Source organism: Rheinheimera sp. F8, from assembly GCF_001518915.1.
This window is the reverse complement of the sequence record NZ_CP013656.1, coordinates 4,012,577-4,028,354: the sequence shown is the minus strand read 5'-3', so window position 1 is coordinate 4,028,354 and position 15,778 is coordinate 4,012,577. Positions and strand designations below refer to the sequence as shown.

14 protein-coding genes are annotated in these 15,778 nt (G+C 52.8%); 6 read left to right on the top strand and 8 right to left on the bottom strand.

Going from position 1 to position 15,778, the window contains the following annotated elements; all coding sequences use genetic code 11:
• Positions 1–68 precede the first annotated feature (68 nt).
• Positions 69–1,598, top strand: coding sequence for a bifunctional diguanylate cyclase/phosphodiesterase (locus ATY27_RS17910; RefSeq protein ID WP_208931980.1), 1,530 nt, complete (start codon positions 69–71; stop codon positions 1,596–1,598).
• A gap of 13 nt (positions 1,599–1,611) precedes the next feature.
• Here ATY27_RS17910 and ATY27_RS17905 read toward each other — a convergent pair whose 3' ends face one another.
• Together ATY27_RS17905 and rraA are read right to left on the bottom strand one after the other, a co-directional pair.
• Complete coding sequence (locus ATY27_RS17905; protein WP_244151356.1) at positions 1,612–2,670, bottom strand: formimidoylglutamase; 1,059 nt, start codon at positions 2,668–2,670, stop codon at positions 1,612–1,614.
• A complete protein-coding gene (gene rraA, locus ATY27_RS17900) occupies positions 2,663–3,148 on the bottom strand; it encodes a ribonuclease E activity regulator RraA (RefSeq protein WP_208931979.1) in 486 nt (161 codons plus the stop codon). The genes ATY27_RS17905 and rraA overlap by 8 nt, the downstream gene beginning before the upstream one ends.
• A 162-nt stretch (positions 3,149–3,310) precedes the next feature.
• Here rraA and ATY27_RS17895 point away from each other — a divergent pair, with 162 nt between their 5' ends.
• The 3 genes from ATY27_RS17895 to ATY27_RS17885 all read left to right on the top strand — a co-directional run bounded on the left by ATY27_RS17895 (position 3,311) and on the right by ATY27_RS17885 (position 7,872).
• Positions 3,311–5,320, top strand: coding sequence for a bifunctional diguanylate cyclase/phosphodiesterase (locus tag ATY27_RS17895; RefSeq protein ID WP_208931978.1), 2,010 nt, complete (start codon positions 3,311–3,313; stop codon positions 5,318–5,320).
• Between the two features lie 81 nt (positions 5,321–5,401).
• Positions 5,402–5,926, top strand: coding sequence for a phosphatase PAP2 family protein (locus tag ATY27_RS17890; protein WP_208931977.1), 525 nt, complete (start codon positions 5,402–5,404; stop codon positions 5,924–5,926).
• A gap of 83 nt (positions 5,927–6,009) precedes the next feature.
• Complete coding sequence (locus ATY27_RS17885) at positions 6,010–7,872, top strand: HAMP domain-containing methyl-accepting chemotaxis protein (protein WP_208931976.1); 1,863 nt, start codon at positions 6,010–6,012, stop codon at positions 7,870–7,872.
• A gap of 60 nt (positions 7,873–7,932) precedes the next feature.
• Here ATY27_RS17885 and ATY27_RS17880 read toward each other — a convergent pair whose 3' ends face one another.
• The 5 genes from ATY27_RS17880 to priA form a co-directional block, all read right to left on the bottom strand.
• Positions 7,933–8,310, bottom strand: coding sequence for a DUF971 domain-containing protein (locus ATY27_RS17880; protein ID WP_208931975.1), 378 nt, complete (start codon positions 8,308–8,310; stop codon positions 7,933–7,935).
• Positions 8,311–8,336: 26 nt separating this feature from the next.
• A complete protein-coding gene (gene hslU / locus ATY27_RS17875; protein WP_208931974.1) occupies positions 8,337–9,668 on the bottom strand; it encodes an HslU--HslV peptidase ATPase subunit in 1,332 nt (443 codons plus the stop codon).
• A 9-nt stretch (positions 9,669–9,677) separates the two neighbouring features.
• A complete protein-coding gene (gene hslV, locus ATY27_RS17870; protein ID WP_208931973.1) occupies positions 9,678–10,199 on the bottom strand; it encodes an ATP-dependent protease subunit HslV in 522 nt (173 codons plus the stop codon).
• 80 nt (positions 10,200–10,279) lie between these two features.
• Entirely contained in the window at positions 10,280–10,804 is a 525-nt protein-coding gene (locus ATY27_RS17865; protein WP_208931972.1) for an SPOR domain-containing protein, read from the bottom strand.
• 99 nt (positions 10,805–10,903) lie between these two features.
• A complete protein-coding gene (gene priA / locus ATY27_RS17860) occupies positions 10,904–13,072 on the bottom strand; it encodes a primosomal protein N' (protein ID WP_208931971.1) in 2,169 nt (722 codons plus the stop codon).
• Positions 13,073–13,312: 240 nt separating this feature from the next.
• On the opposite strand from priA, the gene rpmE reads away from it, so the two are divergent.
• Together rpmE and ATY27_RS17850 are read left to right on the top strand one after the other, a co-directional pair.
• Positions 13,313–13,525: a 50S ribosomal protein L31 gene (rpmE, locus tag ATY27_RS17855; protein ID WP_208931970.1), complete on the top strand. Its 213-nt coding sequence runs from the start codon at positions 13,313–13,315 to the stop codon at positions 13,523–13,525.
• A gap of 515 nt (positions 13,526–14,040) precedes the next feature.
• The gene (locus tag ATY27_RS17850; protein ID WP_208931969.1) at positions 14,041–15,285 is read left to right on the top strand and encodes a malic enzyme-like NAD(P)-binding protein; all 1,245 of its coding nucleotides are present in this window, start codon (positions 14,041–14,043) and stop codon (positions 15,283–15,285) included.
• Positions 15,286–15,409: 124 nt separating this feature from the next.
• On the opposite strand, the gene metJ is transcribed toward ATY27_RS17850, so the two are convergent.
• The gene (gene metJ / locus ATY27_RS17845; protein ID WP_031567174.1) at positions 15,410–15,745 is read right to left on the bottom strand and encodes a met regulon transcriptional regulator MetJ; all 336 of its coding nucleotides are present in this window, start codon (positions 15,743–15,745) and stop codon (positions 15,410–15,412) included.
• Positions 15,746–15,778 lie beyond the last annotated feature (33 nt).

Below are 15,778 nucleotides of genomic sequence, written 5' to 3'. Positions count from 1 at the left end.
GCGTCGCTTTACAAGCAGTCAAAAAAGCGTAAGCTCAGCAAAAAACGGTCTTTGCAGGTGATCACCAAATGAGACGATTTGCCGCTGTATTGCTTGTCGCCTCGGTTCCGGTTGCAGCACAACAACCGGAGTCCGCCAACACCATGTGGTTATGGGCCAGTTTGTTGCTTTGTGGCATTGGCTGGCTGACCACTATCGGCTTGTGGTTGCGTGGAAAAAGCGCGCCACCGGTCAATCCGCCCGCAGCGCCGCCTTATCAGTTATTGCATGATGAAATGACTGGTTTGCCGAACAAATGGCTGGCCCGGCACGACTTCCAACAGTTTATCGCGTCGCACCCGCAGGCACAGCTGGCACTGGTGTTATTGAAAATTGAACGCTTTGACCGGGTCAACCAGTTGCTGGGGTACAGTCATGCCAATCTGGTACTGAGCCAGATCGCACGCCGGTTAAATCAGGCTGCCAGCCAGCATCATGGCATTGTTGCGTTCAGTAGCACAGATGCCTGGGTGGCACACCTCGGTGGCGTCGATTTTTTGTTGCTGGTGGATCAACAAGGCAAACAACATCAGGCCGGGTATCTGGCGCATCAGCTGGAACATGACATCGCGGAACCATTGTTACTGCGTGGCTGCGCAGTGGACTATCAGATCTTGTCTGGCATCAGTTGTTATCCGCAGCACGGCATTGATTTTGCTGAGCTGGTGGAAAAAGCCCATCTGGCGCTGCAGCAGCGCCAGGGATCCGGCTACGATTCGCCGCTGTATCAGGTGGAAATGTCCGCGACCACTCCAGACAAGCTGGCAATGATGGCAGAACTGCAGCAGGCCATAGCCGGGCAGCAATTGCAGTTAGATGTGCAACCGCAGGTGTTATTGCCCGATCGGCAGGTGGTCGCGGCAGAGGTCTTGCTGCGTTGGGCTCATCCTGTGCACGGCTTGTTAGCGCCTAAACAGTTTATTCCGCTCGCCGAGAGCATGGGGCTGATGTTTCCGCTGACCTGCTGGGTACTGCGTCAGACCGTACAGATGCTGGCGACCCTGCAACAAGAGGGGATCCGGGTGCAGTTGGCGGTTAATATCAGCAGCAGCGATTTGCTCCAAATCGAACTGGTGGAACACATCCAGCAATTGTTGTTGCAATATCAGGTAAAGCCCGGCCAACTGATCCTCGAACTGAAAGAAGAGGCGTTAATGGCTGACCCAGAGGCGGTGCTGCCCATGTTGCAACGCTTACGCTCATTGGGCCTGATGCTGGTGCTGGACGATTTCGGCACTGGCTATACGTCGCTCGGCATGTTGCGCGAGTTTCCGTTACAGCAAGTCAAGATCGATGCACAGTTCATCAGTGGCATGCATAAGTCGGAGGCGCAGGTGGCCATCACCGGCGCCATTATTGATTTGGCAAAAAATCTGAAACTTGACGTGGTTGCAGAAGGGGTAGAGGAGCAGGCCTGTGCCGAGAAACTGACGCGGATGGGCTGTTTGCGGGCACAGGGATTTTTATTCAGTCAGCCTTTTGCACTGGCCGGATTACCGGCGTGGATGCGGCAGCATCAGTTTAACAGCGGCACCATAGAGCGGCCAGGCACGCTGTAAAGGCCGCCGCTGCTCACTGTTGCTGCCTTGCCTGCAGAAATGCCAGCACCAACGCGGTCAGGACTTGACCCGCTTCATTGAATCCGGCTTTGAGTCCGGCCGGATGTTGCGACGGTGCCGCTTCGGCCAGGTGCAGATATCGCACCCGCGGTAACTGTGCAAGCTGCCAGACATAACACTCAGCATCTGCCACTGACACACCACAATTGGTATAGGCACTGACCGGCATACCGCTGATACTGTCTGTATCCAGTTCGATACCAAGTGGTCTGGTATCTTCGGCGCCAACAAAGCGAATGGCTTGCGCAATAGCATCCTGTAACGTCAGCTGTCGGCGTTGCCAAATCTGCTGATAGCTACAAAAGGCTGCGCCAGCCTGCTGTAATTGCGCCAAAGCCGCCTGTGAATTTTTTAGTTCATGCAAACCCAACACAAAATATTTGCGCAGCCAGCCCGCCTGATGGGCGTAGCTGAAGCCATTGCCGCTGTGACGGCCTTCCAGCAAGCGAAAATCACAATGCGGATCCAGATTAATTGCATCGGCGCTTTGACCGGCATGTGCCGCCAAGGCCTGTAAAATCGGCAGAGCGTTATTGTGACCACCGCCAATCACAATGGGGACCAGACCCGAATCAAAACAAGCGCGTAATACAGTGCTGACGCGCAGGTCAAGCTCGGCGCACAGTGCACGCAGCTGTGCCAGCTGCGTGGCGTCGTTGCTGTCGAGGCTTTGTGATCGTTGCTGCAAATCGGCACAGGCTATAGTCCCGGCCAGTAGTAGTTCACCCGATTTGGCGAACACATTGTCCTGCAAATTGATAAACCGGCTTAAAAACGCGGCAAAACCCTGATCGGCGCCGCCATTGCCCAGATTGGCACGGGGACCGATATCTTCAGGGATCCCGAGCAGTATGTAGCGGCAACCATGTTGCACGGCGCTCGCGAGTGCATCTTCCAGCGGCAATAACGGGTTCAGAAACTGTAAAGCGGCACCGAGCCGGGTCTCACCGGCACGGTGTTGTTGCCAGGCCGCTAAATCGGCGGCCTGCATGATTTGCAGGTGATTACTCAATGTCCAGCGGCTCCGCGGACAGGATAATACCGGTGCTGTCGGCATAAATATGGTCTTCCGGCAGGAAGGTCACGCCGGCAAAATTAACCGGTACGTCCGTTTCACCAAACCCCTGGTCATCGGCGCGAACCGGGATGGCGTTGACGGCCTGAATGCCCAGCTCAAAATCTTCCAGCGTATCAACATCGCGCACGCTGCCGTAGCAGATAATCCCTTCCCAGCCGTTTTCAGAGGCCAGCGCCGCCAGTTCGGCATCAATCAGCGCCCGACGTGCTGAACCACCACCGTCAATCAACAACACTTTGCCAACACCTGGCTCCGCCAGCATCTGACGCACCAGACCATTGTCTTCAAAACATTTCACCGTATGGATCACACCACCAAACGAGCGGCGACCGCCGTAGTTGGCAAAAATAGGCTCCACCACATCAATCATGTCTGCATACAGATCACATAACTCAGAAGTATTGTATTGCATGGTATTTCCCGCCTGTTGATCAATTGGTTAGGGGAACAGTATAAACGGATCTCCCCTAAGCTCAAGCATTCAACTTTGGCGGAATTCAATTGGGAATCACAGTGCAAAACTAGTTCAGCTGTGTTAGTTTTTGCTTAATTTTGTCGATTCTGGTCTTACCCCTTGAGCTTTGAACTGACACTGGCCCGCATCTCGTTGTTCCTGATCCAGGCCGGACTGGCTTGCGCTCTCAGTTTTATTCTGTGGTACTTCTACCGGATTTATCAGCGTCATTACCTGAAATCCTGGTCAGTGGCCTTTGCTGTTTTCGCTTTGTATCTGCTGATGTTAACGGGCTACGCCCTGATTGGCCCGCGCACAGACTGGTTATTCTGGCCGTTGTTGGGGCTGGAATTTGGTTATTTATTCTGTAGTTACGCCTTCGCTATTTTTATTCTGGTCGGGGTGCGTGAAGCGGTCAGCACAGAGCGGATCTCCAGCCGGCTGGTCAATCAATTACTGTTACTGGTTGCTGCACTGGCGTTTGTCTCGGTGGCGCTGTTTGTGACAGATACTGAGCCGTCGGTGTGGAAAACGACGGTCCAGCTGAATTTACGTTTGCTGTTTATCGGTGCGGCATTATTTGTTGGCGGGATTTGGTTGTTTGCACTGCCACATCGGATCCTGATTGCCAAGCTGGTTGCCCTGTCCATTATGCTGTGGGGCCTGCTGATGTTTGTCATGGCGATGTTGTCGGGCTGGCTCGGTGAAGGGCAGGCGTTTTTGCGTGTGGTGGTCGTCTGTAAACACCTGGAATTGTTTTTCCAGACCTTGTTAGGGCTGGGGTTGGTAGTCTGGTTGCAGGATGATGAACGCAGCACCAATCAGCAGCTGACAGCAAAGACCCGTTATCTCGATACCCACGACCAGTTAACCGGTTCACTGAACCGGGATGCCTTGTTACAGGAGTTATCCGGCCTGATCCAGCTACCGCAGCAACAGCCGCTGTTACTGGTGATGATCGGGCTGGATCGGTTTAAAACCGTCAACGAAACAGTAGGCCTGAAGCAGGGCGACCGCATCCTGCGGGAAGTCACCCGGCGTTTTGATACCAGCATCCTGAAGCCACGACTGGTCGCGCGTACCGGCGGTGATATATTTGCGCTGGTATTACAGGACATTCTGACCGACAAACAACGCCAGTTCTGCCTGCACCACATCGAGCAATTGATTGAAAAACCGTTTAATTTTGATTCTGGTTTACTAAAACTGACCGCCACTATTGGTGTTGCGCAGTTTCCGGAACATGCCGCCAGTGCCGAGTCTTTGCTGCAAAAAGCTAACATCGCTTTTCACCAGGCCAAGCGGCAGCAACAGCGCTGGATCCAATACCATCAGGGCATGGAAGAAGAAACGGCCCGCTTACTGATGCTGGAAAAAGAACTGCTGCAGGCGCTGGAACTGAAACAGTTTGTGTTGTATTACCAGCCACAGTGGAATATCCGGGAACAACGCATCGATGGTTTTGAAGCCTTGGTGCGCTGGCATCACCCGGACCGCGGCATCCTGATGCCCGGACAGTTTTTACCGCAAATGGAACAAATTGGCCTGATGCGTGAGCTCGATATGCAGCTGCTGGAACAGGCAGTGGAGACACTGGGGCGCTGGCGGAAAAAGCAGGTACAGCTGTCGGTGGCAGTGAATATGTCGCCAATCCATTTTGAACAGGCGGGCCTGAAACAACGGATCCAGCAACTGTTACAACAATACGAAGTGCCGCCAACGATGCTGGAACTGGAGATCACCGAGAACACTGCGATGGGCGACATGGAGCAGGGCCGTAACTATGTGACGGAACTGCAGCAGATGGGGATCCGTGTTTCAATTGACGACTTCGGCACCGGCTATTCGTCTTTGGGTTATTTACGCCGGATGCCGATCGACAAAATCAAAATTGACCGCAGTTTTATCATGGACATGGCCGGCAGTGATTCTGACATGATGATCGTCAAAACTATGATCACGCTGGCGCATGGTCTTGGCAAACGCATTCTGGCCGAAGGGGTCGAAGACGCCAATCAGCTGCTGTTGCTCAAGCATATGGCTTGTGATGCAGCGCAAGGCTATCTGATTGCGAAGCCGTTACCTGAACTGGATGCGCTGGCACTGCTGCAACAAAAATTGTCGTTCTGAGGCCGGCGCAGGCTTTGTCATATCGCTGTCACGGTCACTGGTTAGCCTGTTTGCAGGCAGCAACAGTGACCGGAGCGCGCCATGTACAGACAACGTTGGATAGAACTGGATCAGCGCTGTTTCGCCCGTTTGTTTCTGGGGCTTGGGCAAGGGCGTTTACGCCGGCTCAGCTACTGGGTGTCAAAGTCGGCGGACGGCCCGGCGTATGCGCTGTTGGCGCTGTGGTTATACTGGCAGGGTGATGCAGTCGCGCTGCAGCTGGTCAGCTTGTTGGCACTGGCTTTTGCCATTGAATTACCTACCTATTTGTTACTGAAAAACCTGTTTCGCCGGCAACGGCCTGCCGTGGCTTTGGCCGGACAGATCCGCGCCCACATAGAACCTTCCGATCGTTTCAGCCTGCCGTCTGGCCATACCGCCGGCGCTTTTGTGCTGGTCAGCGTCATTGCACTTTATGCCCCCATCTGGCTGCCGTTGTTACTTATCTGGGGACTGGCCGTTGGCCTGTCGCGTGTACTGCTGGGCGTGCATTTTCCCGGCGATATTCTGGCGGGCATGCTGCTGGGCACTGGCAGCGTGCTGCTGGCCGCCTTTACACTCAGTTAAAAAATAAAAATTCCCGGTAAATTCCTGCAGCACTGATTTTCTTACCTATGATTAGGCAGTTAGCTGGTTTGCAGGAGGGTGGGATGTTACGCAATTTATCAATCAAGAATCGTTTGATGGTGAATAGTCTGGTGGTTGGTGCCGCCATGCTGGTGATGTTGTTATTGTTAGTTTTTCAGAATATGCAGTTCAGTGGCCTGTCGGCGATTAATGTCGAGATCGCAGCAATGGAGCGTGATGTTCTGGTACTGCGCCGGCACGAAAAAGATTTTCTGATGCGTAAGGATTTGTCTTATAAAGATAAATTCAACAAGACCATGCAGGAACTGAATCAAGGTCTGTCTAAGCTTGAAGCCAATTTAATCGATCATGACATTGATACTGTTGCATTACAGAATTTCCGCACCCAGACCGCCAGCTACCAGCAGAAGTTTGAGCTACTGGTCAGTACCGCTGAGCGGGTTGGATTAGATCCTCAGTCTGGTTTGTATGGCGCGCTCAGGGCTGCTGCACATCAACTGGAAAATGAGTTTAAACAAATTAATAACGACACGTTGCTGGTCAGTCTGCTGCAGCTGCGTCGCGCCGAAAAAGACTTCATGCTGCGCTCCGATCTGAAGTACCTCGATAGCTTTAATGCCGAATTCAGCCGTTTTAAGTCGTTGTTAGATGGCCAGCAAGCCAGCAGTGCACTGCAAAGTGCGGCCGACAGCTACGCTGATGCATATCGCAATCTGGTCAGCGGCAGCCAGCAGATGGGGCTGAAACATGATGCCGGCATTATGGGCGATATGCGTAAAGCCGTGCATGAAACAGAGACCAGTCTCAGTACCTTAACCACGAAAGCCAACGAAGCACTGCAGAAAGCATCTGCAGCGGCCCGTTATCTGGCCTTCACACTGTTTTTTGTGGTGCTGGCGGTGGTGATAGTGCTGGTGCTGCTGACCTCGCGTAGCATCCTGCAACCCATTCAGAATGTCTGTCGCACCATCGGGGTGATCCGCAAAGACAATGACTTTCGGCAACGGGTCAGCGTGGAGGGCCGCGATGAAATGACGTTGCTGGCGCAGGATTTCAACGCGATGCTCAGCGATTTTCAGGATTTAGTCCGCAGTGTCAATCAGGCGCTGGAAATGCTGGATCAGGCCACAGCCGAGCTGGCGCAATCGACGGCGGAGACCAGTCGTGGTATGGCGCAGCAACAACTCGAAAGTGACATGGTCGCCACGGCCGTAACCGAGATGGGCGCCACTATTGATGAAATCGCCGGTAACACCGAAAACACCGCCAACAAAGCCGATGCGACCAATCAAAATGCTGCAGAGGGTATGAAAGAGGTTGAGCAAACGGTCAGCCGGATCCGGGCTTTGTCGGATGAATTGCAACAAGCCGCCAATGTGGTGGCGGAACTGGAACAGGACAGCACGACTATCGGCTCCGTCATTGATGTGATCCGTGGCATTGCTGAACAAACCAACCTGCTGGCACTGAATGCGGCGATTGAAGCGGCTCGGGCCGGGGAACAAGGCCGTGGTTTTGCTGTGGTCGCTGACGAAGTCCGCAGTCTGGCACAGCGTACTGCCGAATCGACCCGGCAGATTGAGCAAATTATCTCCAGTTTGCAGGGCCGGACCCGCGCTATCGTCAATTCGATGCAACAATGCCGGGAACGTGGCCAAAGTGGTGCTGAGCAGGCGGGTGTTGCCAGTAAGTTGTTGGTAGCAATCACCGGTGATGTTACCAATATTATGGAAATGACTACGCAAATCGCGACGGCCGTGGAAGAGCAAAGTCATGTTGCCGCAGAAGTGAATAAAAATGTCATTCGTATCCGGGATATTTCCGAGCAATCACTGAAAATTGCCGAACATAATGCACAAATCAGCGAAGAGGTCGCAGCGCAGGCAGCTCGGTTACATCAGACAGTAGACAAGTTTAAAGCCTGATCTGTCCTGTATTGGTGGCGAAAAAAAACCAGCATTTGCTGGTTTTTTTCTTTCGAGGATTTAAATGCCGCTATGAAACCGGACCTCTAGTTTTGCATCACGAACTGCATTGGCCGCTTTGAGCCTGACCAGATAATCCTGCCACAAAGTGTCGCGTTGTTCGTGGAGCTGGCGCAGATAGCTCCAGCTGTACAGCCCGCTGTTGTGGCCGTCATCAAAGACCAGCCGCACGGCATACTGGCCGACTGGTAACAATTGACTAATGGCCACATCGCGTTTATTGGCAACCAGCTGCGGTGTGCCATGACCGCGCACTTCCGCAGAGGGCGACAATACCCGCAGCATCTCTGCACTGAACTGCACCTGCAGGCCGTCGGCAAACCAGACATCCAGCAGTTTGCTGTGGCGGTGATAATGCAATTTGCTGACCTGCTGCATGGGGAGTCCTTAAGATGCCTGCAAAGTTACAGAATAAACCGGCTTAAATCTTCATCCTGCACCAGCGCATCCAGGTGATCGTCGACATAAGCAGCGTCCACCGTCACTTGCTGGCCCTGATGGTCAGCCGCGTCGAACGACACGTCTTCCAGCAGGCGTTCCATCACAGTGTACAAGCGGCGGGCTCCGATATTTTCGGTGCGTTCGTTGACCTGCCAGGCCGCATTAGCGATGCGCTTAATACCATCGTTTGTAAATTGCAGCTGGACACCTTCTGTTGCCAGCATCGCCACAGTTTGTTCGGTCAGCGAGGCTTTAGGTTCAGTCAGGATCCGCTCAAAATCCGCCGCAGTCAGGGGTTGCAGCTCAACCCGGATCGGCAAGCGACCCTGCAGTTCCGGCACTAGATCTGACGGTTTGGCCAGCTGGAAAGCACCGGAAGCGATAAACAGAATGTGGTCAGTTTTGACAATGCCGTGTTTGGTATTGACACTGCATCCTTCGATTAACGGTAACAAATCGCGTTGTACACCTTCGCGGGATACGTCTGGCCCGTTGCTTTCACCACGCTTGCAGATCTTGTCGATTTCATCGATAAAGACGATGCCATTTTGCTCCACGGCTTCCAGCGCTTTGGCTTTCAGCTCTTCCGGATTGATCAGTTTGGCGGCCTCTTCATCAATCAGTTGCTTCAGAGCATCTTTGATCTTCAGTTTGCGTTTTTTCGTGCGCTCCTGACCGAGATTCTGAAACATAGACTGCAGTTGCTGGGTCATTTCTTCCATGCCCGGTGGCGCCATTATTTCAACGCCCATCGGGCCTGCCGCCAGATCCAGCTCAATTTCTTTGTCGTCGAGCTGCCCTTCACGCAGTTTTTTCCGGAAGATCTGCCGGGTATTGGAATCGCTGTCGTTATTGTCTACTTCACCCCAGTTGTTGCGGGCGCGTGGTAACAACACATCCAGGATCCGTTCTTCAGCGGCTTCTTCGGCACGAAAACGGTTCCGCACCACTTCCTGTTCACGCACCATTTTCACTGCGCTGTCGGTCAGATCGCGAATGATACTGTCGACTTCTTTGCCGACATAACCGACTTCGGTGAATTTGGTCGCTTCCACTTTGATAAATGGAGCATTAGCCAGTTTAGCCAGGCGCCGGGCAATTTCGGTTTTACCAACGCCGGTCGGGCCAATCATCAGAATATTTTTTGGCGTTACTTCCTGACGCAATGCTGGGTCAAGCTGCATCCGGCGCCAGCGGTTACGCAGTGCAATAGCCACGGCGCGTTTGGCACCTTGCTGACCGATGATATGGCGGTCCAGTTCGTGGACGATTTCGCGGGGAGTCATTTCCGACATCAGATGGCCTTATTTTAATTCTTCAATCGTGTGATGATGATTGGTGTAAATGCAGATATCACCGGCGATAGTCAGCGCTTTTTCGACAATAGCGCTGGCGGGTAATTCAGTGTTATTCAGTAACGCCGTGGCAGCAGCCTGAGCAAATGGCCCGCCGGAACCAATGGCAATCAAATCCTGCTCTGGCTGGATCACATCGCCGTTACCGGTAATGATCAGCGAGCAGTTGGCATCGGCGACTGCCAGCAAAGCCTCGAGCTTGCGCAGCATCCGGTCGGTGCGCCAGTCTTTGGCCAGTTCCACAGCCGCGCGCATCAGATGGCCCTGGTGCAGTTCCAGCTTGGCTTCAAAACGTTCAAACAGTGTGAAAGCGTCCGCTGTACCACCGGCAAAACCAGCCAGTACCTTGCCGTGATAAAGCCGGCGCACTTTTTTCGCGTTGCCTTTCATCACAGTGTTACCGAGGGTGACCTGGCCGTCACCACCGAGCGCAACTTGGCCGTTGCGGCGTACAGAAACAATAGTGGTCATAACATCAATTCAAAGAGGACAGATAACGCAGATATGTGGGGCAGGGCCGCATTTTTCAAGCGTGCGGCCCGTGTTGGGATTTAGAGTACCCAGCAGTTGGCTATTTTTTGTTTCAGCAGTTTGTTTTTGTCGTTTTGGGCCTGACGTTTGCTGACATATGGGCCGGAGACCACCCGGTATTTGCCGGAAGATTCGCGGATCTCCGAACTGACACCGGCAAAAGCCATTTTGGCTTTTAATTGCTGCGCACCGTCCATCGCTTTAAAGGTGCCACAAAACATGTTGGCCGGTGCTTTGGTGGCGAGCTGGTCGGCTTCCACCTGAATTTCTTTGGTTTGCAGCTCTTTGATGTAGGTATACGGCTCTTTGGCCGGTTTTGGTGGCAATTCATCCAACGATTGTGGGGTCGCTACCGCTGCTTTGGCCTGTTCAGCCGCCGCATCCGCGCCTGGCCGGTGTGAGATGTGCCATAAAAAAGCGCTAAATGCGACCAGCAATAGGGTCACGACGCCTATCAGTAATACTGGTAGTGGTTTCTTTTCGTTTGGTTTTTTCTTCGGACGCGGTGCTGGCCGGGCCGTTTTTACATAATCTTGATGAGGCATGCCAAATTCTTGCGGCGACAAATGTGAGGGGATTGTACTGGATTTGGCGGCAAAAAAGTAAGGTTGAATTGCGCTTCTGCACGCTGGCGCCAGCGGTTTTTAACTCAGATCAAGCGCGTCGACATCCAGTTGCCATTTGATTTTGCGCGAAAGTGCAGTGCTGCAACATTGGTTTAACACCAGATCCAGCGCCTGATGCAGTTGTCGGCGATCACGGCAAAACAGCTGTAGTTGCCAGCGGAATTTGCCGGCTTTTCGTTCCAGTGGTGGTTTCAGCGGGCCTAAATATTGTATTTGTGGGCATTCAGCGGCGATCAGCTGCTGAATGCCGGTTAAAAACATCAGACCGTCATTGCTGTCAAAAGATTCGGTACGAAATAACGCCAGATGCTGATAAGGCGGCAAGCGGGTTTGCTGGCGTTCCAGCAAAGCACTGCGGGCAAACGAGTTGTAACCATTCTGGATCACGTCCTGTAATAGCGGATGACCCGGATAATGGGTTTGCAGCAACACAGTGCCGGCCACATCACCACGCCCGGCCCGGCCTGCCACTTGGGTCAGCAGCTGCGCCAGTTGCTCAGAGGCGCGAAAATCGCTGGAATACAAAGCGCTGTCGACATCAACAATCACCACCAGACTGACTTTGGGGAAATGATGGCCTTTGGCCAGCATCTGAGTGCCGACAATAATGGCCGGCTGGCCCTGATTAATTTCCTCCAGCAAGGCTTCCAGACTGCCTTTACGCCGCGTGCTGTCGCGATCGAGCCGGATCACCCGGAAGTCTGGGATCAGCTGTTGTAGCTGCTCTTCGAGCTGTTCAGTGCCTTGCCCGACCGGCGCGAGCTGCGTGCTGCCGCAATGACCACATTGATGTGGAACCGGCCGGCTGGCGCCGCAATGGTGACATACCAGCTGGCGGCTTTGTTTATGAAACGTGGTAAAGGCGGCGCAGCGCTGGCATTCGGTCAGCCAGCCACATTCATGGCAGATCAGTGCCGGGGCAAAACCGCGGCGGTTTAAGAACAACATCACTTGTTCACCGCGTTGCAACCGCTGTTTGATCTGGGCCAGCGTGCCATCCGCCAGGCCATGTTTAAGTACCTGCTGCTTTAAATCCATCAGCTCAATTTTGGGCACTTTTTGGCTGGTGGCGCGCTCTGGCAATGGTAAATGGGCAAATTTGCCCTGCTGCACGTTGTACAACGATTCAAGACTGGGGGTGGCCGAACCCAGCACGATCGGGCAACCCGCCAGTGCGGCGCGCTTCACGGCAAGATCCCTGGCGTGATACCGGAAGCCTTCCTGTTGCTTTAATGAAGCGTCGTGTTCTTCATCAATGATCAGCAAGCCGAGCTGTAAAAACGGCAAAAACAGCGCGGAACGGGTACCTATGGTGATCGCGGCATCGCCGCTCTGGCTGCGTTGCCAGGCCAGTAATCGCTCCTGATCGGTCATGTTGGAATGCCAAATCTGCAAAGGCACCGCAAAGCGTTTGGCAAAACGCGCCAGCGTCTGTGGGGTCAGACCAATTTCCGGCACCAAGACCAGCACTTGTTGGCCGCGCTGTAGTACCGGGCTGATACATTGCAGATAGACTTCAGTTTTACCGGAGCCGGTGACACCTTCCAGTAAAAACCGGCTGAAGCAACCGGCCGACTGATTGATAGCGCTAACCGCCAATGCCTGCGCCGGATTGAGCTGTAATGGCGTCTGCCGGTCTGGTTGTGGTGTAAAAGGCTTAAATTCAATGGCTTGCCATGCTACCAAATCTTTTTCCAGCAAAGCTTTAATTTGCGGGCTTTCACCAACGAGTTCATCTTCACGGCAAGCGGACTGTTGCAGGCGTTGCCACAGCGCCAGCTGGCGTGGCGCGCGTTGCAGCGAATCCGGTTTGAGACTGCTGCCTTGTGGGGTCAGTTGCAGCAACCGGCCGTGTCCGGCTAACACAGACTTGCCTTCCCGCAGCAGCGCTGGCAGGGCACTGACCAGCACTTCGCCGAGCGGATGATGGTAGTAGTCTGAAGCAAAACTTAACAACTGTTTGATTTCATTGCCAAATAATGGCGTCTGGTCCAGAACCTCCAGCAGCGCTTTCAGCTTATCCGGATGGGCATTTTCCGGCTCGAGTTGCCAGACAATGCCAATCAGTTCCCGCTTGCCAAATGGCACCCGTACCCGCACACCGACCTGGACCTGCATACCCTCGGGCAACAAATAATCAAAATGCTGATGCAGCGGGACAGGCAGTGCGACGCGGACTCGGTTCAACAGGCAAGATCTCAGGGCCAGAATGCGGCAAAGTGTAGCGAGTCGGGCTGACCTGCCACAATGCTTTTTTCAGTGCAGCTCAGCAACGGCAACAATCCGCTGCTTTTTTCTGCAAAAAATGAAGAAAAAGTTGAACCGGCAGGTCGGATCTATTAAGCTACGCGCCCTAAATTAACTGAAATGCGTATGGTGTCTGACAGTGAGCTGATCAGATAGCGATACGGCCTAACGAGGTAAGCCATGAAACCAGGTATCCACCCGGAATACAAAGAAATCACTGCAACTTGTACTTGCGGTAATGCATTCAAAACCCGTTCAGCACTGTGCAAAGACATCCACTTGGACGTTTGCTCAGCTTGCCACCCGTTCTACACAGGTAAGCAAAAAGTTCTGGACGTAGGTGGTCGTGTTGACCGCTTCAAGAAACGTTTCGCAGTACTGGGCGCCAAATAATCCAGTCGCGTTACCGCAAAAAAGCACCTCCGGGTGCTTTTTTTGTGCCTGTAACTTATTGCATAACCTGTTTGGCTATTATTTATTCATCTTCGAAATGAAATCTATTTAGTTTATTTAAAATCAATCAATTAGCGATATTCTTCGCTACGAGTGTGCATGTAAATTCAGCCAGTCTGCACAACTATCTGCCTTTTCATGACAGCTTCTTGCATCTTTAAGCAAATTGCGGTTGCTGGTCTTACCTCTTGGGATTTTGTCGCTTGGCACCACGGCCAAAAGTTGTTATAACAAGCCTGATGGCCAAAAAGTGCACAGACATTTTCCGCCGCTCCTCCACGTAAAAAGGCAACTATTGTGTTCACAAGGCCACTCTGGACAGAGGTACAACCAGCGTGAAGTCAATAGGCATGCCGCGTCAGGCTCTTTACAATGGGCCGCCTTTTGCGCTTACCCTCGCAAAAGTATTGGCAAATAACATAAAGCCCACAGGGCTAAGCCTCAGGACTCTTACCATGTCAGATTTCAGGAAAGCAGCGCTCGATTATCATGCCAATCCCACGCCGGGCAAAATCGGCATTCAAATCACCAAACCGGCTGAGACGGTCAAAGACTTAGCGCTGGCCTACAGCCCCGGTGTCGCTGAGCCGGTGCGCGAAATTGCCGACGACATCGACAATGTTTACAAATACACAGGCAAAGGCAATCTGGTGGCCGTGATCACCAATGGCACCGCGATTTTAGGCCTAGGCAATCTGGGCCCGATGGCGTCTAAACCTGTGATGGAAGGTAAGGCGCTGTTGTTCAAGCGTTTTGCCAATCTGGATTCGATTGACATCGAAGTGACGCACCGCACCACTGAAGATTTCATCAATACAGTAGCGAATATCGCCGACACTTTTGGCGGTATTAACCTCGAAGATATCAAATCGCCGGAATGTTTTGAGATTGAAAAAGAGCTGATCAAACGCTGCAATATTCCGGTATTCCATGACGACCAACACGGCACCGCCATTGTCACCGCGGCCGGTCTGTTAAACGCGCTGGAAATTCAGGGCAAAGATATCCGTAAAGTCACCATTGTTTGTATGGGCGCCGGCGCTGCCGCAATCGCTTGTATGGAGCTGCTGATTAAATGCGGCGCCAAACGCGAATACATCTACATGCTGGACACCAAAGGCGTGATCCATACCCGCCGTGAAGATCTGAACAAATACAAAACTTTGTTTGCCAATAACACGGATAAACGCACGCTGGAAGACGCACTGGATGGTGCAGATGTCTTTATCGGTGTGTCCGGGCCTGATGCATTGCCACCACAAGCGCTGAAACTGATGGCGGCGAATCCGGTGATTTTTGCCTGCTCAAACCCGGATCCGGAAATAAAGCCAGAGCTGGCGCATGCCGAGCGCAAAGATATCATCATGGCCACCGGCCGTTCGGATTATCCGAACCAGGTCAATAACGTGTTGTGTTTCCCGTTTATTTTCCGCGGCGCATTAGACGTGCGGGCCAGTGTCATTAACGATGAGATGAAGATTGCCGCTGTGCATGCGATCCGCGCCATCGCCAAAGAGCCGGTGCCTGCGGAAGTGTTACAGGCCGCGCAGGTCGCTAAGCTTGAATTTGGCGCTGAATACATCATTCCAAAACCAATGGACCCACGCCTGTTGCCGCGCGTGGCCAAAGCGGTGGCCGATGCGGCTGTCGCCTCAGGTGTCGCGCGCATCCCAATGCCAAAACACTATATGGAAAGCTGATTTTTCCGCTGCAATAAAAAGAAAAACCGCGGCGAGCCGCGGTTTTTTTTTATGCCTGTTGTTTGAATTTATTATCGACTCTTGCGGCAACCTGTCGTTGTTAATTTTTCGGTTGCGTCGGTCTTTATTCTTCGTCTGATTCAGCTTCCTGAATGTCCGGAATGGGTTTACCCATGCTGGTCAGGATATTGCGCACTTCGATTGGGATTTGATGTGGGTTATCTTTGCGTAAATCTTCATCGGCAGGCAGTGGCTGGCCGGTAAATGCATGCAAAAAAGCTTCGCATAATAATTCGCTGTTGGTGGCGTGGCGTAAGTTGTTGACCTGGCGGCGGGTGCGCTCATCAGTTAAAACTTTTAATACATTCAGGGGGATGGAGACGGTGATTTTCTTCACCTGTTCTGATTTCTTGCCGTGTTCTGCATAGGGGTGAACGTATTCACCATTCCACTTTGCCATAGTTGTACCTTGATTTAATTATTTGTTGTGCGT

Bases quoted from the DNA above. Each gene is read 5' to 3' on its own strand.
- ATY27_RS17910 (WP_208931980.1), top strand. From the start codon at position 69: ATGAGACGATTTGCCGCTGTATTGCTTGTCGCCTCGGTTCCGGTTGCA.
- rraA (WP_208931979.1), bottom strand. From the start codon at position 3,148: ATGCAATACAATACTTCTGAGTTATGTGATCTGTATGCAGACATGATT.
- ATY27_RS17890 (WP_208931977.1), top strand. From the start codon at position 5,402: ATGTACAGACAACGTTGGATAGAACTGGATCAGCGCTGTTTCGCCCGT.
- ATY27_RS17885 (WP_208931976.1), top strand. From the start codon at position 6,010: ATGTTACGCAATTTATCAATCAAGAATCGTTTGATGGTGAATAGTCTG.
- ATY27_RS17880 (WP_208931975.1), bottom strand. From the start codon at position 8,310: ATGCAGCAGGTCAGCAAATTGCATTATCACCGCCACAGCAAACTGCTG.
- hslU (WP_208931974.1), bottom strand. From the start codon at position 9,668: ATGTCGGAAATGACTCCCCGCGAAATCGTCCACGAACTGGACCGCCAT.
- hslV (WP_208931973.1), bottom strand. From the start codon at position 10,199: ATGACCACTATTGTTTCTGTACGCCGCAACGGCCAAGTTGCGCTCGGT.
- ATY27_RS17865 (WP_208931972.1), bottom strand. From the start codon at position 10,804: ATGCCTCATCAAGATTATGTAAAAACGGCCCGGCCAGCACCGCGTCCG.
- rpmE (WP_208931970.1), top strand. From the start codon at position 13,313: ATGAAACCAGGTATCCACCCGGAATACAAAGAAATCACTGCAACTTGT.
- ATY27_RS17850 (WP_208931969.1), top strand. From the start codon at position 14,041: ATGTCAGATTTCAGGAAAGCAGCGCTCGATTATCATGCCAATCCCACG.
- metJ (WP_031567174.1), bottom strand. From the start codon at position 15,745: ATGGCAAAGTGGAATGGTGAATACGTTCACCCCTATGCAGAACACGGC.